Origin of the sequence: Kribbella sp. NPDC049227 (assembly GCF_043197265.1) — a bacterium.
Taxonomy (GTDB): domain Bacteria; phylum Actinomycetota; class Actinomycetes; order Propionibacteriales; family Kribbellaceae; genus Kribbella.
In genome coordinates, this window is sequence record NZ_JBICST010000003.1 from 760,056 (window position 1) to 781,875 (window position 21,820).

General features: G+C 68.5%; 17 protein-coding genes, 1 tRNA gene and 1 pseudogene. 16 read left to right on the forward strand and 3 right to left on the reverse strand.

Features of this window, described 5'->3' with window-relative positions; translation table 11 throughout:
- Window positions 1-2: 2 nt before the first annotated feature.
- Window positions 3-671: a VIT1/CCC1 transporter family protein gene (locus ACGFH6_RS15850; protein WP_393384239.1), complete on the forward strand. Its 669-nt coding sequence runs from the start codon at window positions 3-5 to the stop codon at window positions 669-671.
- On the opposite strand, the gene ACGFH6_RS15855 is transcribed toward ACGFH6_RS15850, so the two are convergent.
- Window positions 632-1,681 carry a 1-aminocyclopropane-1-carboxylate deaminase gene (locus ACGFH6_RS15855; protein ID WP_393384241.1) on the reverse strand — a complete coding sequence of 350 codons (1,050 nt, stop codon included), beginning with the start codon at window positions 1,679-1,681 and terminating at the stop codon, window positions 632-634. The genes ACGFH6_RS15850 and ACGFH6_RS15855 overlap by 40 nt on opposite strands.
- Before the next feature lie 55 nt (window positions 1,682-1,736).
- Between ACGFH6_RS15855 and ACGFH6_RS15860 the strand changes: the two genes are divergently transcribed.
- The 14 genes and pseudogenes from ACGFH6_RS15860 to ACGFH6_RS15925 all read left to right on the forward strand — a co-directional run bounded on the left by ACGFH6_RS15860 (window position 1,737) and on the right by ACGFH6_RS15925 (window position 19,816).
- On the forward strand, window positions 1,737-2,507 hold the full coding sequence (locus tag ACGFH6_RS15860) for a hypothetical protein (protein WP_393384243.1): 771 nt from the start codon (window positions 1,737-1,739) through the stop codon (window positions 2,505-2,507).
- Window positions 2,508-2,717: 210 nt separating this feature from the next.
- The gene (gene gltB / locus ACGFH6_RS15865; RefSeq protein WP_393384245.1) at window positions 2,718-7,241 is read left to right on the forward strand and encodes a glutamate synthase large subunit; all 4,524 of its coding nucleotides are present in this window, start codon (window positions 2,718-2,720) and stop codon (window positions 7,239-7,241) included.
- Entirely contained in the window at window positions 7,241-8,707 is a 1,467-nt protein-coding gene (locus ACGFH6_RS15870; RefSeq protein WP_393384247.1) for a glutamate synthase subunit beta, read from the forward strand. Before gltB ends, ACGFH6_RS15870 begins: the two co-directional genes overlap by 1 nt.
- Window positions 8,708-8,833: 126 nt before the next feature.
- Window positions 8,834-10,384 carry a metallophosphoesterase gene (locus tag ACGFH6_RS15875; RefSeq protein ID WP_393384249.1) on the forward strand — a complete coding sequence of 517 codons (1,551 nt, stop codon included), beginning with the start codon at window positions 8,834-8,836 and terminating at the stop codon, window positions 10,382-10,384.
- A gap of 100 nt (window positions 10,385-10,484) precedes the next feature.
- On the forward strand, window positions 10,485-11,936 hold the full coding sequence (gene pyk / locus ACGFH6_RS15880) for a pyruvate kinase (RefSeq protein ID WP_393384251.1): 1,452 nt from the start codon (window positions 10,485-10,487) through the stop codon (window positions 11,934-11,936).
- 189 nt (window positions 11,937-12,125) lie between these two features.
- A tRNA-Leu gene (locus ACGFH6_RS15885) sits at window positions 12,126-12,208 on the forward strand.
- Between the two features lie 32 nt (window positions 12,209-12,240).
- Window positions 12,241-13,017 (forward strand): transcriptional regulator, encoded by a 777-nt coding sequence (locus ACGFH6_RS15890; RefSeq protein WP_393384253.1) that lies wholly within the window; start codon window positions 12,241-12,243, stop codon window positions 13,015-13,017.
- A gap of 15 nt (window positions 13,018-13,032) precedes the next feature.
- Entirely contained in the window at window positions 13,033-13,623 is a 591-nt protein-coding gene (locus ACGFH6_RS15895; RefSeq protein ID WP_393384255.1) for an ANTAR domain-containing response regulator, read from the forward strand.
- A 179-nt stretch (window positions 13,624-13,802) separates the two neighbouring features.
- Window positions 13,803-15,047, forward strand: coding sequence for a branched-chain amino acid ABC transporter substrate-binding protein (locus ACGFH6_RS15900; RefSeq protein ID WP_393384257.1), 1,245 nt, complete (start codon window positions 13,803-13,805; stop codon window positions 15,045-15,047).
- 86 nt (window positions 15,048-15,133) lie between these two features.
- Window positions 15,134-15,487 (forward strand): annotated as a pseudogene (locus ACGFH6_RS15905) (branched-chain amino acid ABC transporter permease); the annotation flags it as partial.
- Window positions 15,488-15,529: 42 nt separating this feature from the next.
- Window positions 15,530-16,450 (forward strand): branched-chain amino acid ABC transporter permease, encoded by a 921-nt coding sequence (locus ACGFH6_RS15910; protein ID WP_393384831.1) that lies wholly within the window; start codon window positions 15,530-15,532, stop codon window positions 16,448-16,450.
- Window positions 16,447-18,156 (forward strand): branched-chain amino acid ABC transporter permease, encoded by a 1,710-nt coding sequence (locus tag ACGFH6_RS15915; protein WP_393384259.1) that lies wholly within the window; start codon window positions 16,447-16,449, stop codon window positions 18,154-18,156. Before ACGFH6_RS15910 ends, ACGFH6_RS15915 begins: the two co-directional genes overlap by 4 nt.
- Complete coding sequence (locus ACGFH6_RS15920; RefSeq protein WP_393384261.1) at window positions 18,153-19,103, forward strand: ABC transporter ATP-binding protein; 951 nt, start codon at window positions 18,153-18,155, stop codon at window positions 19,101-19,103. Before ACGFH6_RS15915 ends, ACGFH6_RS15920 begins: the two co-directional genes overlap by 4 nt.
- Entirely contained in the window at window positions 19,100-19,816 is a 717-nt protein-coding gene (locus ACGFH6_RS15925; RefSeq protein WP_393384263.1) for an ABC transporter ATP-binding protein, read from the forward strand. Before ACGFH6_RS15920 ends, ACGFH6_RS15925 begins: the two co-directional genes overlap by 4 nt.
- A gap of 56 nt (window positions 19,817-19,872) precedes the next feature.
- Here the strand turns inward: ACGFH6_RS15925 and ACGFH6_RS15930 are convergent, their stop codons facing one another.
- Window positions 19,873-20,613, reverse strand: a complete 741-nt coding sequence (locus ACGFH6_RS15930) for a DUF554 domain-containing protein (RefSeq protein ID WP_393384265.1) — start codon at window positions 20,611-20,613, stop codon at window positions 19,873-19,875.
- 124 nt (window positions 20,614-20,737) lie between these two features.
- Between ACGFH6_RS15930 and ACGFH6_RS15935 the strand changes: the two genes are divergently transcribed.
- Entirely contained in the window at window positions 20,738-21,385 is a 648-nt protein-coding gene (locus tag ACGFH6_RS15935; protein ID WP_393384267.1) for a GNAT family N-acetyltransferase, read from the forward strand.
- Here the strand turns inward: ACGFH6_RS15935 and ACGFH6_RS15940 are convergent.
- On the reverse strand, window positions 21,348-21,755 hold the full coding sequence (locus ACGFH6_RS15940) for a hotdog fold thioesterase (protein WP_131514756.1): 408 nt from the start codon (window positions 21,753-21,755) through the stop codon (window positions 21,348-21,350). The genes ACGFH6_RS15935 and ACGFH6_RS15940 overlap by 38 nt on opposite strands.
- Window positions 21,756-21,820 lie beyond the last annotated feature (65 nt).

Consider the following 21,820-nt stretch of genomic DNA (forward strand, 5'->3'; position numbering starts at 1 on the left):
ATGTGAACGGCGGATGGCTGCGCCCGGCGGTGTTCGGGGCGATGGACGGACTGGTGTCGAACTTCGCCCTGATCGCCGGCATGGACGGCGGGACGGAGTCCGGCTCGAAGGTGATCGTCCTGGCCGGGTTGGCCGGCCTGGCCGCGGGCGCGTTCTCGATGGCGGCGGGGGAGTACACCTCGGTCGCCTCGCAGCGTGAACTGGCCCGGGCCGAGATCGAGGTGGAGCGCAAGGAGATCCAGCGCCACCCGGTCGACGAGGAGATCGAGCTCGCGGAGACCTACCGCGCCAAGGGCCTCGACCCGGACCTGGCCAGCAAGGTCGCCAAGCAGTTCCACACCGACCCCGAGCAGGCCCTCGAGGAGCACGTCCGCGAGGAACTCGGCATCGACCCGCACGACCTGCCGAACCCGGTGGTCGCGGCCGCGTCCTCGTTCGTCTGCTTCGCGGTCGGCGCCTTCATCCCGCTCCTGCCGTACCTCCTCGGCGCCGGCAGCGTCGTACCGGCGCTGATCATGTCGCTCACCGCGCTCTTCGTCTGCGGTGCCGTCGTGTCCCACGTCACGAGCAGGTCGTGGTGGTACTCCGGCCTCCGCCAACTGCTCCTCGGTGGCCTGGCCGCAGCACTGACCTACTTCGTCGGGACGCTGGTAGGCCCGGGCATCGGCTGAGTGTGCGTGAACAGCCCGCTGTAGGCGTTCAGGGCGGGCTGGCCACCGAGGTGGGCGTAGAGGACGTTCGAGTCCTTGCCGATCTCACCCTCGCGGATCAGATCGATCAGGCCGGCCATCGACTTCCCCTCGTAGACCGGGTCGATGATCATCCCTTCGAGCTGCCCGGTCAGCCGGATCGCGTCCAGCGTCGACTGCACCGGGATGCCGTACAGGTCACCGGCCCAGCCCTCGAGCACGGTGATCTCGTCGTCGCGTAGCTCCCGGCCGAGCCCGATCAGCTCGGCGGTCGCGCGCGCGATCCGCGCGACCTGGTCGTGGGTCTCCTGCAGCTTCGCGCTCGCGTCGATCCCGATCACCCGCCGCGGCCGGTCCTGCCCGGCGAACCCCGCGATCATCCCGGCCTGCGTCGACCCGGTGACCGCGCAGACGATGATCGTGTCGAAGAACACGCCGAGCTCCTGCTCCTGCCGCGCTACCTCGTCCGCCCAGCCGGCGAACCCGAGCCCACCGAGCCTGTGGTCCGAGGCACCCGCGGGGATGGCGTACGGCGTACCTCCGCGGGCCTCGACGTCGGCGAGCGCTTCCTTCCAGCTGTCCTTGAAGCCGATCCCGAAGCCGGCCGGGTCGAGGCGGACCTCGGCACCCATGATCCGGCTCAGCAGGATGTTGCCGACTCGGTCGTTGAGCGCGTCCGGCCAGTCGACCCAGTTCTCCTGCACCAGCACGGCTTTCAGGCCGGCCTTCGCCGCGACCGCCGCCACCTGCCGGGTGTGGTTCGACTGATACCCACCGATCGACACCAGCGTGTCCGCGCCCTGCGCGAGCGCGTCGGGCAGCAGGTACTCGAGCTTCCGCGTCTTGTTCCCGCCGTACGCGAGCCCCGAGTTGCAGTCCTCCCGCTTCGCCCAGATCCGGGCGCCACCGAGGTACGAGCTGAGCCGGTCGAGCGGATGCACCGGGCTCGGCCCGAACAGCAGCGGGTACCGCGGGAAATCGGACAGTGCCATGGTTCCTCCCGAAACTCGATCGCCCGGCGCGTCCGCCGTGACTAGGGTCGGCCAGATGTTCCCCGGCGAGATCGATGTCCAGCCGTCCATCTACCTCGACCACCTCGGCACCATCTTCGCCCGCTTCGGCGCCGACACCCAGGACTCCGGCAACGTCTCGTACGGCGTACAGGCCGGTACGGCCCGGTACTTCGTGAAGACCGCGGGCGACCCTGCGAACACCGACCCGTACCTCGACTTCGACGGCCGCGTCGCGCTGCTGCGCAACGCGGTCGCGCTCGCGGAGTCCGTCGTACACCCGGCTCTCCCGGCCCTGCATGCGGTGGTCGAGTCACCTGGGGGACCGCTCGTCGTCTACGACTGGCGTGACGGTGAACTCCTGCACCCGAACTCTGGCAGCGCGCACGAACGCTTCCGCGCGTTGCCGGTCGACGAGATCCTGGCCGCGCTCGACACCCTCTACGATCTGCACGCCGACCTCGACGCCGCCGGCTGGGTGGAGGGCGACTTCTACGACGGCGCCATGCTGTACGACTTCCCGGCCCGCCGGCTCACCGTGATGGACCTCGACACCTACCGCCGCGGCCCGCACCTCAACGACATGGGCCGTATGTTCGGCTCCCGCCGCTTCATGGCCCCCGAACAACTCTCCCTCGGCGCCCCCATCGACACCCGGACCACGGCCTACGTCATGGCCCGCACCGCCCTCACCTTCCTGTCCGAACCACCACCAGCGCTGTACGCCGTACTCCAGGAGGCGACCACCACTCGCTTCCCGTCCTACTCCGCCTTCCACCAGGCCTGGCTGGGCGCTCGGGCCAGATGAATTTCAGGTGTTGTGGGTGGTTCTCTCGAGGGGTTGCTGGGATGATTGAGGGCGAGGAGTGAGCGCTTGCTTACTGTGGGTGAGTAGGGCGTTGTGACGGTGGAATGGCTGTCCATCTGTCGGGCGTCATGAGGTAGTCTCGGGACACCCGGCTTGGGCCAATGTTGTCCCGCGGCCAGTTGTTGACCGTAGGACGACGGGAGCCCCTGAATGTATGGTCGCGCCCCCTTCCCGAGCGAGGGACTGTACGACGGAACCCACGAGCACGACGCTTGTGGTGTCGCCTTCGTCGCCACCCTGACCGGTGAACCCAGCCACGACATCGTGGCCAAGGCCTTGACCGCCCTGCGCAACCTCGAGCACCGTGGCGCCTCCGGTGCCGAACCGGACTCCGGCGACGGCGCCGGCATCCTGCTCCAGATCCCGGACGCCTTCTACCGCAAGGTGTGCGACTTCGAGCTGCCGGTCGCGCGCAGCTACGCCACCGGGATCGCGTTCCTCCCGACCGACGCCGACGACGCCGCGAAGGCGATCGCGCGGATCGAGGAGCTCGCCGCCGAGGAGAAGCTGACCGTCCTGGGCTGGCGCGACGTGCCGACCTCCCCGGACCTGCTGGGCGCCACCGCTCGCTCGGTGATGCCGACCTTCAAGCAGCTGTTCGTCGCCGCGCGGGCCGGCCGGGTGCTCGGCCTCGCGCTGGAGCGGATGGCGTTCCGGCTGCGGAAGCGGGCCGAGAAGGAGACCGAGACCTACTTCCCGTCGCTGTCCGGCCGGACCATCACCTACAAGGGGATGCTGACGACCGACCAGCTGGACAAGTTTTTTCCCGAGCTGACCGACCCCGACCTCGCCTCCGCGATCGGTGTCGTGCACTCGCGGTTCTCCACCAACACGTTCCCGTCCTGGCCATTGGCCCACCCGTACCGCTACATCGCGCACAACGGGGAGATCAACACCGTCCAGGGCAACCGCAACTGGATGCGGGCCCGCGAAGCCCTGCTCGCCAGCGACCTGATCCCCGGCGACCTCGAGCAGCTCTACCCGATCTGTACGCCGTCCGCCTCGGACTCGGCGTCGTTCGACGAGGTCCTGGAGTTGCTGCACCTGGGCGGCCGGTCGCTGCCGCACGCGATCTTGATGATGATCCCGGAGGCGTGGGAGAACGCGACCACGATGGACCCGGCGCGGCGGGCGTTCTACGAGTTCCACTCGACGCTGATGGAGCCGTGGGACGGCCCGGCGTCGGTGGTCTTCTCCGACGGCAGCAAGGTCGGCGCGGTACTGGACCGCAACGGCCTGCGCCCGTCCCGCTACTGGGTCACCGAGGACGGACTCGTCGTCCTGGCGTCCGAGGCCGGCGTACTCGACATCGACCCGGCCACCGTCACCGAGAAGGGCCGGCTCGAACCGGGCCGGATCTTCCTGGTGGACGTCGAGGCGCACCGGATCATCACCGACTCCGAGGTGAAGAACGCGCTCGCCGCCGAGCACCCGTACGACGAATGGCTGCACGCCGGCCTGATCCGGTTCGAGGACCTGCACGAACGTGAGCACGTGGTGCACAGCCACGCGTCGGTGACCCGGCGCCAGCAGGTGTTCGGGTACACGGAGGAGGAACTGCGGGTCATCCTCACCCCGATGGCCAGGGCCGGTGCGGAGCCGATCGGCTCGATGGGCACCGACACGCCGATCGCGGTGCTGAGCGACCGGCCGCGGCTGCTGTTCGACTACTTCGCGCAACTGTTCGCGCAGGTCACCAACCCGCCGCTGGACGCGATCCGCGAGGAGCTCGTCACCTCGCTGTCGTCGTCGCTCGGCCCGGAGGCGAACCTGCTCAGCCCGAGCCCGGCGTCCTGCCGGCAGGTGGTGATCCCGTTCCCGGTGATCACGAACGACGAGCTCGCCAAACTGCGTCACATCAACCTCGACGGGGACATGCCGGGCCTGGCCACCACAGTCCTGCGCGGTGTGTTCGACGTCGAAGGCGGGGGAGAGGCGCTGAAGGCGCGGCTCGAGGAGATCTGCGCCGAGGCCGACGCCGCGATCAAAGAGGGCGCCCGCATTCTGGTGCTGTCCGACCGGCATTCGAACGCGGACAGCGCGCCGATCCCGTCGCTGCTGCTGACCGCCGCGGTCCACCACCACCTGGTCCGAGAGAAGACCCGCACGCAGGTCGGCCTGGTGGTCGAGGCCGGCGACGTCCGCGAGGTCCACCACGTAGCCCTGCTGATGGGGTACGGCGCTGCCGCGATCAACCCGTACCTCGCGCTGGAGTCGGTCGAGGACCTGTGCCGCCGCGGCACCTACCTGCCGGGTGTCGAGCCCGAGCAGGCCGTGCGCAACGTGGTGAAGTCGCTCGGCAAGGGCGTTCTCAAGGTGATGTCGAAGATGGGCGTCAGCACGGTGGCGTCGTACACCGGTGCCCAGATCTTCGAGGCCAACGGCCTGGCGCCGGACCTGGTCGACACCTACTTCACCGGTACGTCGTCCAAGCTCGGCGGCGTCGGCCTGGACACGATCGCCGAGGAGGTACGCCGCCGGCACCTGCGCGCCTACCCGGCGGACGGCATCCTGCCGGCGCACCGCAAGCTGGAGATCGGCGGCGAGTACCAGTGGCGGCGTGAGGGCGAGCCGCACCTGTTCGACCCGGACACGGTGTTCCGGCTGCAGCACAGCACCCGGACCGGGCGCTACGACATCTTCAAGCAGTACACGGCCCGCGTGGACGAGCAGTCCGAGCGGCTGATGACGCTGCGCGGCCTGTTCGGGTTCGACTCCGACCGCGAGCCGATCCCGGTCGAGGAGGTCGAGCCGGTCAGCGCGATCGTCAAGCGGTTCTCCACCGGTGCGATGAGCTACGGCTCGATCAGCGCCGAGGCGCACACCACGCTCGCCGTCGCGATGAACCGGCTCGGCGGCAAGTCGAACACCGGTGAGGGCGGCGAGGACTCCGACCGTCTGCACGACCCGGCCCGGCGGAGCTCGATCAAGCAGGTCGCGTCCGGCCGGTTCGGCGTGACCGCGGAGTACCTGACGAACTCCGACGACATCCAGATCAAGATGGCGCAGGGAGCCAAGCCGGGCGAGGGCGGTCAGCTGCCCGGCAACAAGGTCTACCCGTGGGTGGCGAGCACCCGGCACTCGACGCCGGGCGTCGGCCTGATCTCACCGCCGCCGCACCACGACATCTACTCGATCGAGGATCTGGCCCAGCTGATCCACGACCTGAAGAACGCGAACCCTGCCGCGCGCATTCACGTGAAGCTGGTCTCCGAGGTCGGCGTCGGCACGATCGCGGCGGGTGTCAGCAAGGCGCACGCGGACGTCGTACTGATCTCCGGTCACGACGGCGGGACGGGTGCGGCTCCGCTGACGTCGCTGAAGCACGCGGGTGGTCCGTGGGAGCTCGGCCTGGCCGAGACCCAGCAGACCCTGCTGCTCAACGGGTTGCGCGACCGGATCGTCGTACAGACCGATGGGCAGTTGAAGACCGGCCGGGACGTGGTCGTCGCGGCGCTCCTCGGCGCCGAGGAGTACGGCTTCGCCACCGCACCGCTGGTGGTGTCCGGCTGCATCATGATGCGGGTCTGCCACCTGGACACATGCCCGGTCGGGGTCGCGACCCAGAACCCGGTACTGCGCGAACGGTTCTCCGGCAAGCCCGAGTTCGTGGTGAACTTCTTCGAGTTCATCGCCGAGGAAGTCCGGGAATACCTTGCCCAGTTGGGTTTCCGGTCCCTGGACGAGGCGATCGGCCACGCCGAGGTGCTGGACATCCACCGCGCGGTCGACCACTGGAAGGCCGACGGCCTGGACCTGTCCCCGATCCTGCACGTGCCGGCGCTGCCCGAGGGCGCGTCCCGGCACCGGGTCGTCGAGCAGGACCACGGCCTGGACAAGGCGCTCGACAACGAACTGATCCGGATCTGCCAGCCGGCGCTCGACAGCGGCGAGCCGGTCCGGGCGCAGCTGCCGATCCGCAACGTCAACCGGACCGTCGGCACGATGCTCGGCCACGAGATCACCAAGCGGTACCGCGCGGCCGGCCTGGCCGACGGCACCATCGACCTGACCTTCACCGGGTCGGCCGGCAACTCGTTCGCCGCCTTCGTCCCGAGCGGTGTCACGCTGCGGCTCGAGGGTGACGCCAACGACTACGTCGGCAAGGGGCTGTCCGGTGGCCGGGTGGTGATCCGGCCGGACCGGGTCGCGCGGTTCGACGCCGCCGACCAGATCATCGCCGGCAACGTCATCGCGTACGGCGCGACGTCCGGTGAACTGTTCATCAGTGGTGGCGTCGGGCAACGGTTCTGTGTCCGGAACTCCGGAGCCACCGCGGTCGTCGAGTCGGTCGGCGACCACGCCTGCGAGTACATGACCGGTGGGCGCGTCGTCGTACTGGGCGCCGTCGGCCGGAACTTCGCGGCGGGCATGTCGGGCGGCGTGGCCCACGTGCTCGATCTGGACCGCGCCCTGGTGAACCCGGAGCTGGTGGACCTGCTCCCGCTCACCGAGGACGAGTCCGGACTGTTGCAGGACCTGGTCCGCCGGCATCACGAGGAGACCGGATCGGAACGGGCGGCCAAGCTGCTCGCCGACTGGGCCGCGGCCGAGGTCAGGTTCACCACGGTGATGCCCCGCGACTACGCCCGGGTGCTGGCGGCCAAGGCGGCCGCCGAGCGCGACGGGCTGGACGAGGACGCCACCACGCGAGCGATGATGGAGGCCATCTGATGGCTGACCCGAAGGGCTTCCTGACCACCCCGCGCGAGGTCGCCGACCGGCGGCCGGTGGGCGAGCGGGTGCAGGACTGGAAAGAGGTCTACCCCGGTGGACCCGGCAAGGCACTGCTGCCGATCATCACCAAGCAGGCCGGTCGTTGCATGGACTGCGGGATCCCGTTCTGCCACAGCGGCTGCCCGCTGGGCAACCTGATCCCGGAGTGGAACGACCTGGTCTGGCGGGACGACTGGTCCGGTGCGATCGAGCGGTTGCACGCGACCAACAACTTCCCGGAGTTCACCGGCCGGCTGTGCCCGGCACCCTGCGAGCCCGCGTGCGTGCTCGGCATCAACCAGGACCCGGTGACGATCAAGAACGTCGAGGTCGCGATCATCGACAAGGCCTGGGAGAGCGGTGACGTCAAGCCGCAGCCGCCCGAATGGCTGACCGGCAAGACGATCGCGGTCGTCGGCTCCGGTCCCGCGGGTCTGGCTGCTGCCCAGCAGCTGACCCGGGCCGGCCACACCGTCGCGGTGTACGAGCGGGCCGACGCGCCCGGCGGCCTGCTGCGGTACGGCATCCCCGAGTTCAAGATGGAGAAGATCCAGGTCGACCGGCGGATCCAGCAGATGAAGGAGGAGGGCACGGTCTTCCGCTCCGGCGTGAACGTCGGCGTGGACGTGACCGGCACCCAGCTCAAGCAGCGGTACGACGCCGTCGTCATCGCGACCGGTGCCACCGCGGCCCGCGACCTCCCGGTGCCGGGCCGCGAGTACGGCGGCATCCACCAGGCGATGGAGTACCTGCCACAGTCGAACCGGGCCTCGCTCGGCCGGACCGTCGAGGACCAGATCGTTGCCACTGGCAAGGACGTCGTGATCATCGGTGGCGGTGACACCGGTGCGGACTGCCTCGGTACCGCGCACCGGCAGGGCGCGCGGTCGGTGACCCAGCTGGAGATCATGCCGCGGCCGTCGGACGACCGCCCGACCGGGCAGCCGTGGCCGACGTACCCGATGATCTACCGGGTCGCCTCGGCGCACGAGGAGGGCGGCGACCGGGTCTACTCGGTCTCCACCGTCAACTTCGAGGCCGATGCCGAGGGCAACGTCTCCGGGCTGAACCTGGTCGAGGTCGAGTTCAAGGACGGCCGGTTCGTCCCGGTCGAGGGCACCGAGCGGACCATCCCGGCGCAGCTGGTGCTGCTCGCGATGGGCTTCCTCGGGCCGGAGCGCGAGGGCTTCCTCGAGCAGCTCGGTGTCGACCTCGACGAGCGCGGCAACGTGAAGCGGGACAAGAGCTACCAGACCTCGGTCGAGGGCGTCTTCGCCTGTGGCGACGCCGGCCGTGGTCAGTCGCTGATCGTCTGGGCCATCGCCGAGGGCCGCTCGTGCGCGAACGGCGTGGACACGCTCCTCACCGGTTCGTCGACCCTGCCCACCCCGATCCCGCCGACGGCCCGCCCTCTCGCGGTCTGAACCCAGGACATGAAATGCGGGCTGCAGGCAACAAAACGTTGCATGCGGCCCGCACCTGTGTGAACAGCCGGCAACAGCCACCCGGTTCGAGATGCGACGACTTGACCGGCCCAATAGGTTGGATCCGTGGCTAGCCGCCTGGTGACCAGAGCCCGGCTCCGCGCGATCGCGCCGTGGGCCTCGCTCACCCTGCTCTTCCTGGTCACCTCCGTGGCGGTCGGGCTGCTCGGCTTCGTCAACGACTCCGAACGTGTCACCATCGGTGCGCACGCGGCTACTGTCTCACCCACTTTCGACGGGTACGCCACCCTCGACCTCGGCGCCGTCCTGCCGCGGCTGCGGCTGCCGGCCGACACGCCCGGCAGCATCGGGATCAACATCGACATCCAGGAGACCGACGCCGACAACCTCACCGAACTCCTCAACCGCGACGCCCTGATCGCCTCCCAGCCCGACGGTGAGATCGCGAAGATCCAGCAGGTCGTCCAGCAGATGGCCCTCGACAACGCGGTCGCGGGCGCCGGGACCGGCCTACTGGTCGTCGTCGTGGTCGCGACCGTCTGGACCATGCTCGGCAGGCGCCGCCGCCGCGAGTTGTGGGAGCTGGTGCATTCGCACGAACGCCGGGTCGAGCACCGGGCCATCGTCGTACTGGTCGCGATGCTGATCACCATCGCGTCGATCTTCGGGCCGGGCCAGATGCGCACCGCGGACGTCGTGCCGACCGAGTGGCGGCCGCTGGCCCAGTTGCTGCCGGAGCTGTCGCTGGACGAGCGGTTGAAGGGTGTCGAGGTCGCGGCCGGGTTCTCCACCACCGGCGGAGTGGGCCTGATTCGTACCGCGGTCGAGACGTACGAGCGATCCACCGAGTTCTACGGCCGGCTGGAGGAGCGGGTCAGCCGGGTCGGCGGCCGGATCCACCAGGCGACCGAGGGGGAGACGGTCGCGCTGCTCGTGTCGGACCGGCACGACAACATCGGCATCGACCGGTTCGCGGCCGAGGTGGGGAAGGTGGCCGGCGCCAAGCTGCTGATCGACGCGGGCGACGACTCGTCCTCGGGACAGTCCTGGGAGGTGTTCAGCATCAACTCGCTGCGCCAGCACTTCAAGGACCTGAAGGTCGTCGCCGTGGCCGGCAACCACGACGCCGGCGGGCACATCGAGGACTCGATGCGCAAGAACGGCTTCACCGTGCTGGACAGCAAGCCGGTCGAGGTCGAGGGCATCCGCTTCCTCGGCGACAGCGACCCGACGCGGACCGGGTTGGGTTCCGCGGACGCCCCGGGCGACGAGACGATCGCCGAGCAGTCCGAGCGGCTCGCGGACGTCGCCTGCGAGCAGCCCGACGACAAGCGGATCTCCACGATGGTGGTGCACGATCCGTCGTCGTTCGCCGACACCGCGGCCCGGGGCTGCGCGACGCTGCTGCTGTCGGGCCACCTGCATCGCCAGGTCGGGCCCGAACACAAGGTGGTCGACGGCCGCCCGGTGACGACGTACACCAACGGCACGACCGGGGGAGCGGCGTACGCGTTCGCCCTCGGGTACACGCTGCGGCGGCCGGGTGAGGTCACCCTGATCACGTACGCCGACGGCAGGCCGATCGGCCTGCAGACCGTCACCGCCCAGCTCGACGGCGACGTCGGTGTAGGTGCCTACAGCCCCTTGCCTTCTTGACGATTCAGGCTCTCGGGCCGAAGTGTGACGAGGAGTTAACCGCCTGGTAAGGGGGGCGGACCAGCGGCCCAGTGGTCTTGTGGGAGTAGGGTTTTGTGACGTGCGTCGCGCAAAGATCGTTTGTACGCTCGGCCCGGCTACTGCCGCCCCCGAGCGCATCCTTGAACTCGTCCAAGCCGGTATGGATGTCGCCAGGCTCAACCTGAGCCACGGGGCCCATGCCGAGCATGAGCGCATCTATCAGCGGATCAGAACCGCCGCCGCGGAGACCGGGAAGAACGTCGGCATCCTGGTCGACCTGCAGGGCCCGAAGATCCGGCTGGCCGAGTTCGCCGAGGGCAAGGTCACCCTGACCTACGGCGAGCGCTTCACCATCACCACCCGTGAGGTACCGGGTGACGTGACCATCTGCGGTACGACGTACGACGGTCTGCCGGGTGATGTGAGTCCGGGCGACCAGCTGCTCATCGACGACGGCCGGATCGCGCTGGTCGCCGAGGAGGTGACCGAGACCGACGTGGTCTGCCGGGTCACCGTCGGCGGTCCGGTGTCGAACCACAAGGGCATCAACCTGCCGGGTGTCGCGGTCAGCGTGCCGGCGATGTCCGAGAAGGACGCCGAGGACCTGCGCTGGGCGCTGCACCTGCCGGCCGACATGATCGCGCTGTCGTTCGTGCGGGACGCGTCCGACATCCAGCTGGTGCACAAGATCATGGACGAGGAGGGCCTGCGGGTCCCGGTGGTCGCCAAGATCGAGAAGCCGCAGGCGGTCGCCAACCTGGACGAGATCATCGACGCCTTCGACGGGTTCATGGTGGCCCGCGGCGACCTCGGCGTGGAGCTCCCGCTCGAGGAGGTCCCGCTGGTACAGAAGCTGATCATCGACCAGGCCCGGCTGAACGCGAAGCCGGTCATCGTCGCGACCCAGATGCTGGAGTCGATGATCTCCGCGCCGCGGCCGACCCGGGCCGAGGCGTCCGACGTCGCGAACGCCGTACTCGACGGTGCGGACGCGGTGATGCTGTCCGGTGAGACCAGCGTCGGCCGGTTCCCGATCGAGACCGTGAAGACGATGTCCCGGATCGTGGAGTCCACCGAGGAGCACGGTCTCGGCCGGGTGCAGGCGATCGAGTGGGAGCCGCGGACCAAGGGCGGCGTGATCGCCAAAGCCGCCGCGGACGTGGCCGAGCGGCTGGAGGCGAAGTACCTGATCGCCTTCACCCAGTCCGGCGACACCGCGCTCCGGCTGGCCCGCTACCGCACCGAGGTCCCGCTGCTCGCCTTCACGCCGGTCCCGTCGGTCAGCTCCTGGCTGAGCGTCGTCTGGGGTATCGAGACGCACATCGTCCCCACCGTCGACCACACCGACGAAATGGTCCGCCAGGTCGACCAGCGCCTCCTCGAACTGGGCAAACTCAAGAAGGGCGACCTGGTAGTCATCGTCGCCGGCTCCCCACCCAGCATCCCCGGCTCCACCAACGCCCTCCGAGTCCACCGCATGGGCGACGCCATAGAAGGCATAGCCCCCGCCTACCGCAACCCTGAGCGGTAGACAGACAGGCCCGGCGCAGATGTAGAACTACAGACAGATCTCTCCGTGTGCTCGAGGCGAGCGGTCAACTGGCCGCTCGCCTCGATGCCGTTCAAGGGCAGGGGCGGAGGTGTGGTCCCGCCGACTGTCGTGGGTGGGTCCGATGCGGAGAGCGGGCCGTCGAACCAGTAGAGTTGCTCCTGCAACCTGGCCGGGTTGGCGGAACGGCATACGCGATGGTCTCAAACACCATTGCCCGCAAGGGCTTGTGGGTTCGAATCCCACACCCGGCACAAACTGTCGGCGCTCGACGTCAGCATGTCCTATGGCTCGGTTCAGGTCGCGAGAGACGGTCGAGTCCGCGTTGCGGATGTCGGACGCCGGCGTCCTCGACCGGATCAACGCAGAGGTCCACGGGGTCACGATCTCGACGATCCGTGGGTGGCGGCGGAAGTATCAGCGGCTGGGTCTCGTCAGGATGAACAGCGGGTATGCCGGGACACCGTGTCCGCGGTGCGACGGCGCCGAGCTGGACGAGGCGGCGTACGCGCTGCTGCTGGGGTGGTATCTCGGAGACGGGTCGATCGCGCGGGCCAGGCGTGGGGTCTTCACGCTGCAGATCATCAACGACGCGCGGTACGTGGAGCTCAACCAGGAGATCGCGAACGCCATCCGGCTGGTGAAGCCGAACGCGAGTCCGTGTCTGCGAGGAGGCGACGGAGCCATCCGGATCGAAGCGCGGTGGAAGCACTGGCCGTGCGTGTTCCCGCAGCACGGTCCCGGCCGGAAGCATCTGCGGAAGATCGAGTTGGCGCAGTGGCAGCGGGAGATTGTTGCCGAGTACCCCGAGAAGCTGCTGCGCGGGCTGTTCCACTCCGACGGCTGCCGCTTCGTGAACTGGGCGAGCAAGCCCGGCCGCGACAAGCGGTACTACTACGTGCGCTACCAGTTCTCGAACGAGTCCGAAGACATCATCGGGATCCTCACCGATGCGCTCGATCTGCTCGGGATTGCGTGGCGGCGGCCGCGGCGGAGTGTGATTGCGGTGAGCCGGAAAGAGGCGGTCGCAGCGCTGGATGGGTTCGTGGGTCCGAAGAGCTGACTGCGGGTCGATAAGGTGTGCGGTGTGACTGCTAAGCGTGTGGTGATCGCTGAGGATGAGGCTTTGATCCGGATGGATCTGGCCGAGATGCTGGCGGAGGAGGGGTACGACGTCGTCGGGCAGGCGGGGGACGGGGAGGAAGCCATCCGGCTGGCGACGGAGCATCGGCCCGACCTGGTCATCCTGGACGTCAAGATGCCGAAGCTGGACGGCCTGAGCGCGGCGGAGAAGATCGCCGGCGAGCGGATCGCCCCGGTGCTGATGCTGACGGCGTTCTCGCAGCGTGAGCTGGTCGAGCGGGCCCGCGACGCCGGCGCGATGGCGTACCTGGTGAAACCGTTCTCCAAGGCCGACCTGCTGCCCGCGATCGAGATCGCCGCCTCCCGGTACGTCGAACTGGCCGAGCTGGAGCGTGAGGTCGCCGACCTGGCCGAGCGGCTGGAGACCCGCAAGCTGGTCGACCGGGCCAAATCGATCCTGCAGACGAAGTTCGGGCTGTCCGAGCCGGACTCGTTCCGCTGGATCCAGAAAACCGCCATGGACAAAAGAGTTTCCATGCGGCAGGTTGCGGAGTTGGTTGTTGACGAGGCTGGCGGTAGTGACTGACTCACTCTCCGCGTACGACGCCCAGCGCACGTACAGCACTCACCTTGACTCACGCTGCTTACCGCTGTAACGACCTCACAACACACGTTCCGTGACATCGCTTCGAGAGCCGCCGGAGGTCTAACCTGCGGGTGCTCGCGGCAAACGCGGGAGTCCGGGGTTTGCCGGACTATCCAGACATGGGAGGAACAGTGCACCAGCGTTCCGTAGTACGGGTCGGCGCGTCGCTGATCGTTGCGTCGTTGGCCCTGACTGCCTGCGGTTCACGCAGTGGCGACGACTCCGGGGGGGACTCCGGCGGCAGCGCGACCAAGACTGCCAAGATCGGCGTGATCGCGCCTCTGTCGGGAGACTTGTCGGCCCTGGGTCTGGGTATCCAGCACTCCGTCGAGCTGGCCGTGAAGCAGGCCAACGACAGCAACGCGATCCCGGGCTGGAAGCTCGAGGTCGACGCCAAGGACGACGAGGCCAAGCCGGACCCGGGCAAGAACGCGGCCACCGCGCTCGCCGGTGACGCCGAGGTGATCGGCGTGGTCGGCACGCTGAACACCAGCGTCAGCCAGCAGGTCCAGCCGGTTCTCGCGCCGAAGAACATCGTCCAGGTCTCCCCGGCCAACACCGGCCCGGGCCTGACCCAGGGCGCCAACTGGCAGACCGACCCGAAGCGGCCGTACCCGACGTACTTCCGTACCTGCACGACGGACGCGGTCCAGGGTCCGTTCGCGGCGCGGTACCTGTACGAGACGGCGAAGATCACCAAGGTCGCCACCATCCACGACAAGAAGGCGTACGGCCAGGGCCTGGTCGGCACGTTCACCGAGGAGTTCAAGAAGCTCGGTGGGCAGATCGTCGCGGCCCAGACCATCAACCCGGACGACTCGAACTACCAGGCCGTGATCTCCGCGGTGAAGCCGTCCAACCCGCAGGCGGTCTACTACGGTGGTGAGTACCCGCAGGCCGGTCCGCTCTCGCAGCAGATGAAGGCCGCCGGCCTGAACGTCCCGCTGATGGGCGGCGACGGCATCTACGACCCGAAGTACATCACCCTGGCCGGCAAGACCAGCGACAACGACCTGGCCACCTCGGTCGGCGCCCCGGTCGACGCGCTGGACTCGGCGAAGAAGTTCGTCTCCGACTACAACGCGGCCGGCTTCAAGGAGCCGTACGCGGCGTACGGCGGTTACTCCTACGACGCGGCCAACGCGATCATCAACGCGCTGAAGACCTCGCTGAAGGACGCCAAGGACGTCGAGTCCGCCCGGCAGGCCACTGTCGATGCCATGAGCAAGGTTTCGTTCGACGGCGTGACCGGCAAGGTCGCCTTCGACCAGTACGGTGACACCACCTCCAAGGTGCTGACCGTCTACAAGGTTGCCGGCGGCAAGTGGGCCACCGTCGAGACCAAGGACTTCGAGGCCAAGTAAGTTTCGAGTCGACCTGATGCCTCGGGGGTGGGAGCGATCCTCCCACCCCCGTGGCATGTCATAACTGAGGCAGATGGGAGGTCGACGTGGACCAGTTCTTCCAGCAGCTCGTGAACGGGCTGACACTCGGGTCGCTGTACGCCCTGATCGCAGTCGGGTACACCGTCGTCTACGGCATCGTGCAGCTGATCAACTTCGCCCACGGCGAGGTCTTCATGATCGGTGCGTTCGGCGCACTGACCACGTACTTGTTGTTCTTCGACGGCGAGACCAGTGTGTGGATCCTGCCGATCATGATCATCGGCGCGATGATCGCCTCGGTCGGCACGGCCGTGGCGATGGAACGTGTCGCGTACCGTCCCCTGCGGAACGCGCCACGACTCGCACCACTGATCACCGCGATCGGCATCTCGGTCTTCCTGCAGGAGTTCGTCCGGTTGTTCTACGAGCGGCCGGGCTGGACGCTGTTCGCCTTCGCCGGCATGGCAGTCGGCATCGGCTACTACGTCGGCGCGCTCGTGTCCAAGGCCGACCTGAACCACCAGGTGAGCAAGTGGTACGACCGGGCCCCGTTGATCGGCGCCGTGCTGGGCGCCGTCGGGCTCTGGGTGGTGGTACGGCTGGTCGACAGCGACGTGAGTGTCCTGGGTGTGCTGGCCGTAATCGTCGTCGGCGCGGCCGTCGGTACGGGGATCGGCTGGCTGGCCGGTCTGGCGACACGGCGGAACGCACGCACCGCGATCGGCATTCAGGCGATCGCGGCGTCCGCGGCCACCGCGGCCGTCGCCGCGGTCGTGGGTTGGGTGCTCTTCGAGAAGCTCATCAGCAGCATCACCTGGCCGAGCGCCAAGCAGCGCATCCCGTTCCCGCAGATCGATGTGGTCACCGGTACGGCGATCGAGATCGGCGGCGTGACGATCCAGCGGTCCGCGATCTTCACCATGGGCGCGCTGGCGATCTGCGCCGTCCTGCTGTGGTTCTTCATCAACCGGACCCGGCTCGGCCGCGGCATGCAGGCCGTGTCGCAGGACCCGGACACCGCCCGGCTGATGGGCATCAACGTGGACCGGATCATCGTGGTCGCGTTCGCGCTCGGCGCCGTACTCGCGGCCATCGCCGGTGTCTCGCAGGGTCTGCAGAACAACAACATCGAGTTCCGGATGGGCTTCCTGGCTGGTCTGAAGGCGTTCACCGCCGCCGTCCTCGGTGGTATCGGCAACATCTTCGGCGCCGTCGTCGGTGGTCTGGTGCTCGGTGTCATCGAGGCGATGGCGACGCAGTACATCCCGGGCCAGTTCGGTGGTAGCACCTGGAAGGACGTCTGGGCCTTCGTGATCCTGATTCTGGTACTGGTGTTCAGGCCGCAGGGCCTGCTCGGCGCGAGGGTGGTGGACCGGGCATGACCGATGTGAGGACGCCTCCGGCGGAGCCGGAGACCGCGGCCCAGCCGCAAGCCAAGCCCTTCGCCTGGCCGTTGGGCCTGGCCGGTGTGGTGCTGGTCATCGTCGGCTCCTTCCTGTCCTGGAGCTACGACGGCCAGATCCTGGGCGACCTGTCGATCAACTTCTACCCGGGTGGCTTGCAGATCCTGGCGATCATCCTCGCCTTGATCGCGCTGGTGCTGCTGCTGGCCGAGAAGGGCCCGCTGACCAAGCTGGGCGCGTGGATCGACGCCACCGCCGGTCTGCGGGCACTGGGTTTCACTCTCACGCTGTACATGCTGCTGGTCCTGATCGCGATCACGGTCGACTCCGACGGCCTGATCAACGTGAACCCCGGCGGCTACATCTCGTTCGTCGGTGCCGTACTCATCCTGGTCAGCGCCTGGATGCTGCCCTTGCGGCAGTTGCGGGACATGAGCGAGGCGAGACTGCCGGCCTGGTTCGAGATCCTCGCGATCGCGCTGCTGATGGCCGCGGTGCTGTTCGTCGCGGCGTACGCGCTCGGGCTGGAGGACGCCTGGTCGTTCATCCTCTGCCTGGTCTTCATCGCCGCGGTCACGGCCGTACTGTTCCGGACCGGTGCGTTCTCGTGGGTGGGCCACGTCTCGCAGCGGCAGCGCAAGGTGCTGACGCTGTCGGCGGTCGTGGTCGCGTTCCTGTTCCCGTTCACCCAGGGTGGCTCGGACGCGAACATGTCGATCGCCACCCAGGTGCTGGTCTTCGCGGCGACCGCGATGGGCCTGAACATCGTGGTCGGTCTGGCCGGCCTGCTCGACCTCGGGTACATCGCGTTCCTCGGGTGCGGCGCCTACGTGGCCGCCACCATGTCGACGTCGGCGTTCGCGACCGTGGGGTGGAAGCCTCCGTTCCTGGTCGTGATGCTGATCGGCGCCGGTGTCGCGGCGACCCTGGGTCTGATCATCGGCACGCCGACACTGCGGGTCTCGGGTGACTACCTGGCCATCGTGACCCTGGGCTTCGGTGAGATCTTCCGGTTCTCGATGTTCAACCTGGACGGCAACAACGGCCCGAACCTGACCAACGGCCCGAACGGTGTCCCAGGCATCCCGGACCTCGAGATCGGCAGCTTCAATTTCGGCGACGTGCACACGGTCGCGGGGATCGAGCTGGGCCGGTTCTCGAACTACTACTTCCTGTTGCTGATTCTGACCGGCTTCGTCATCCTCGTCTTCTCACGGTTGAACAACAGCCGGATCGGCCGGGGCTGGGTAGCGATCCGGGAGGACGAGAAGGCGGCCGAGGCGATGGGCGTGAACACGTTCGGGCTGAAGCTGCTCGCTTTCGCGGTCGGCGCCTTCCTGGCCGGCCTGGCCGGCACCATCAAGGCCCACCAGGACGGCGCGGTCAGCCCGGACCAGTTCATCTTTTTGGAGTCGGCGTTCCTGCTCGCCGCGATCGTGCTCGGCGGTATGGGCACCATCGCCGGTGTGTTGCTGGGAGCAACGATCCTGAAGCTGCTGCCGGAGAAGCTCCGGTTCTTCTCGGAGTACCGGCTGCTGCTGTTCGGCCTGCTGCTGGTGCTGATGATGCGGTTCCGGCCTGAGGGCCTGGTCGCGAACAGACGCCGGCAGCTGGAGTTCCACGAGGAGGACGAGGCGCTGGCCGTAGAGGTCGAAGAAGAGCGCCTCGCCGAGGAGGCGAAATGACCGTCACCGACACGCAGCGCCCGCCGGCCCGGACCGGAGGCCAGGCGGTGCTGGAGGCCTCCGGTGTGACCATGCGGTTCGGTGGTCTGCTGGCGGTCAACAACGTCAACCTGACGGTCCGCGAAGGCGAGATCGTCGGTCTGATCGGCCCGAACGGTGCCGGCAAGACGACGTTCTTCAACTGCCTGACCGGCCTCTACAAGCCGACCAGCGGTCAGGTCCGGTTCGCCGGAGCGCCGCGGAAGGCGCCGAAGGCGACCAGGAAGCAGGCCGAGGACCCGGAGGCTGTGCGGGTGGAGGCGCTGGCCGAGCTCACCCCGCTGCCACCCAAGCCGCGGGCCGTCGTCAAGGCCGGGATGGCGCGGACGTTCCAGAACATCCGGCTGTTCGCGAACATGACCGCGCTCGAGAACGTGATGGTCGGCCGTTACTGCCGGACCAGCTCGGGCGCGCTCACCTCGGTCCTGCGCGGGCCGAAGTTCCGCCGCGAGGAGGCTGCCACCAGGGCGCGGGCCCAGGAACTCCTCGACTTCGTCGGCCTCGGCAAGTCGACCGAGCACCTGGCCAGGAACATGCCGTACGGCGACCAGCGCCGGCTCGAGATCGCCCGGGCGCTGGCCACGGACCCGAAGCTCATCCTGCTGGACGAGCCGACGGCCGGTATGAACCCGCAGGAGACCCGGCAGGCCAGTGACCTGATCTTCAAGATCCGGGACTCGGGGCTGTCGGTCGTGGTGATCGAGCACGACATGCGGTTCATCTTCAACCTCTGCGACCGGGTGCTCTGCCTGGTTCGCGGCGAGGCGCTGGTCGAGGGCACGCCGCACGAGGTGCAGTCCGACCCGCGGGTGATCGAGGCCTACATCGGCACCGGCGAGCAGGACGACGAGGACGAGGCGGCCGCCGTGCAGGACACCGCCGTCGCCGACGAGGAGGACAGGTCATGACCGCGATGCTCGAGGTCCGCGACCTGGAAGTTGCCTACGGCAAGATCGTCGCGGTGAAGAAGATCAGCTTCAGCGTGGAGCAGGGGCAGGTGGTGTCGCTGATCGGCACCAACGGCGCCGGCAAGACCACCACGCTGCGGACGATCTCCGGCCTGCTCCGGCCGTCGTCGGGCGAGATCCTGTTCCAGGGCGAGCGGATCGACCACGTGGCGGCGCACGACATCGTCGCCCGCGGTCTGGCCCACTCGCCGGAAGGGCGGCGGATCTTCCCGCGGCTGTCGGTGGAGGAGAACCTGCTGCTCGGGGCGTTCGCCCGCAAGGACCCGGCGGGCGTGCGCACCGACCTGGACGCGGCGTACGACCTGTTCCCGATCCTGGGGGAGCGGCGCAAGCAGCCGGCCGGGACGTTCTCCGGCGGTGAGCAGCAGATGCTGGCGATGGGCCGGGCGATGATGAGCCGGCCGAAGCTGCTGATGCTGGACGAGCCGTCAATGGGTCTGTCGCCGATCATGATGAAGCGGATCATGTCCACGGTGTCCGAACTGCAGTCGCAGGGTACGACGATCCTGCTGGTGGAGCAGAATGCCCAGGCCGCGCTGAAGCGCGCGGACTTCGGCTACGTGCTGGAGGTCGGCCAGATCGTTGTGTCCGGCACCGGCCGCGAGCTGCTGGTCAACGACGAGGTGCGCAAGGCCTACCTCGGCGAGGACTGACCGAACACCTTTGGCTGGTTGACCCACGACGCTCGTGGGTCAGCCAGCCACCTGCGTCAGCCGCGGATGGCCACGAGCAGTTGCACCAGCAGGGGAGCGACGATCAGCGCGGGCAGCAGGTCGGCGACCGCGATCTGCTTGATCTTCAGCAACCGCAGCGCCACGCCGATCAGCATCACGCCACCGGTCGCGCCGAGGGCGGTCACGTGCGCGTCCGGGAGAACGTCGCCGAGTACGGCACCGACCGCGGTCATCAACCCCTGCACCACCAGGACGATGAGCGCCGACGCCATCACACCCCAGCCGAGGGATGCGGCGAACGCGATCGAGGCGAACCCGTCCAGTACCGCCTTCAGGAACAGTTGGTCCGCGCCCCGGCCCAGCCCGTCGGACAGTGCGCCCAGGAACGTCAGCGGCCCCACACAGAACACCATCGAGGCCGTCACGAACCCCTCGACGAACGTGCTCTCGCCCTCACCACGGCGGAACCGGTGCTGCAGCCATGCCCCGAACTCCTCCAGTCGCAGCTCGATCCGCAGCAGCGACCCGGTGATCCCGCCGATCAGCATCGCGCCCAGCACGATCAGGATCGGTGCGCTGTCGCCGACCGCGTCGCTGAGGACCGCATCGCCCACCGTGAGTGCGGAGCTGATCGCGATCAGCAGCGTGACCAGCCCGAGCGCGTCGGTGACCAGATCCCTCGTTCGGTGACTGAGCCGGTGGCCCACGAGCACGCCGAGTACCGACCCGACGAGGACCGCCGCGACGTTCACAGCGGTGCCGATTCCGATGAACAAACCTGGTCTCCGATCACCCCGGGGCGCGGCTTTGCAAGTGACCCGCAAGGGCCTACTGTTGCGCGGGGACGAGCGTATCCGCCGTCCCGTTCACCTCGGGGGTGGACCTGAGCAGGAGGTCGCTGTGGCATCAGCCATCGAGGTGAGGGACGCCCAACGCGGTGATGCCGCCGCCTTGGTCGCGCTGTGGCGCGAGCTGGCCACCGGAGCCGGTCATCCGTCCCGGCTGCCGGCGGCACCGTCGCCGGCCGCGGTCGAGGTTGCTGTCAGCAAGCATCTGGACGATCCGTTCGGCCGGCTCCTCGTCGGTGAGCTCGACGGCGCCGTCCATGGCATGGCGTATCTGCGCCGGACCGCGATCAGCCCGTTGCACGACGACCTCACGGTGACGGTCGAGTACCTGCACGTCAGTGACGAGGCCCGCCGGCACGGACTGGGCAAGGCCCTGATCGCCGAGGCGACCGCGTGGGCCGAGCACGAGAACTGCGCGCACGTCGCCGCGGTCGCGCCCCCGATCGCCCGCGAGGCGAACAGGTTCCTCGCCAGGCTCGGGTTGGCCCAGGCCGGCGTACTGCGCTATGCGACCACGCACACGGTGCGCCGTCGGCTCGCGGCCGAGCACGCGCCGAACCTGCTGGCCCTGTTGTCGTCGCGACGGTCGGTGATCGCCCGCCGCGCGCAGCTGGGCCGTCCGCTGCCCGCCGACGTGGCGCACGTCGACGTACCGGCCGATGTCACTTACCCGGCGGAGCCTGAATCAGCTGGCACGTGAGCCGCGCGGTGCAGACCCGCTTGTCCCGGTCGTCGGTGATCACGACCTCGTACGACGTGGTCGTGCGCCCGAGATAGATCGGGGTGGCGACGCCCGTGACGGTGCCCTCGCGGACCGCGCGGTGGTGGGTGGCGTTGATGTCCACGCCGACCGCGACCTTGTCGTACGTGGCCGCGTGCAGGGCCGAGCCGATCGAGCCGAGGCTCTCGGCGAGCACGCAGGACGCACCGCCGTGGAGCAGCCCGTACGGCTGGGTGTTGCCCTTGACCGGCATCGTCGCGACGACCCGCTCCGGGGAGGCTTCGGTGACAACGATTCCCATCAGCTGCAGGAGCGTGCCCTCCAGGCCCATGCCCGGGCCGAGGTCCATGTGATCAGTCACAGGGGCAGACTACGCGGCTGTGACAGAACTGTCGGTGGGAACCACTAGAGTCG

Bases quoted from the DNA above. Each gene is read 5' to 3' on its own strand.
- ACGFH6_RS15920 (WP_393384261.1), top strand. From the start codon at position 18,153: ATGACCGTCACCGACACGCAGCGCCCGCCGGCCCGGACCGGAGGCCAG.
- ACGFH6_RS15925 (WP_393384263.1), top strand. From the start codon at position 19,100: ATGACCGCGATGCTCGAGGTCCGCGACCTGGAAGTTGCCTACGGCAAG.
- ACGFH6_RS15870 (WP_393384247.1), top strand. From the start codon at position 7,241: ATGGCTGACCCGAAGGGCTTCCTGACCACCCCGCGCGAGGTCGCCGAC.
- ACGFH6_RS15855 (WP_393384241.1), bottom strand. From the start codon at position 1,681: ATGGCACTGTCCGATTTCCCGCGGTACCCGCTGCTGTTCGGGCCGAGC.
- ACGFH6_RS15860 (WP_393384243.1), top strand. From the start codon at position 1,737: ATGTTCCCCGGCGAGATCGATGTCCAGCCGTCCATCTACCTCGACCAC.
- ACGFH6_RS15900 (WP_393384257.1), top strand. From the start codon at position 13,803: ATGGGAGGAACAGTGCACCAGCGTTCCGTAGTACGGGTCGGCGCGTCG.
- gltB (WP_393384245.1), top strand. From the start codon at position 2,718: ATGTATGGTCGCGCCCCCTTCCCGAGCGAGGGACTGTACGACGGAACC.
- ACGFH6_RS15890 (WP_393384253.1), top strand. From the start codon at position 12,241: ATGGCTCGGTTCAGGTCGCGAGAGACGGTCGAGTCCGCGTTGCGGATG.
- ACGFH6_RS15940 (WP_131514756.1), bottom strand. From the start codon at position 21,755: ATGGACCTCGGCCCGGGCATGGGCCTGGAGGGCACGCTCCTGCAGCTG.
- ACGFH6_RS15915 (WP_393384259.1), top strand. From the start codon at position 16,447: ATGACCGATGTGAGGACGCCTCCGGCGGAGCCGGAGACCGCGGCCCAG.
- ACGFH6_RS15910 (WP_393384831.1), top strand. From the start codon at position 15,530: ATGGCAGTCGGCATCGGCTACTACGTCGGCGCGCTCGTGTCCAAGGCC.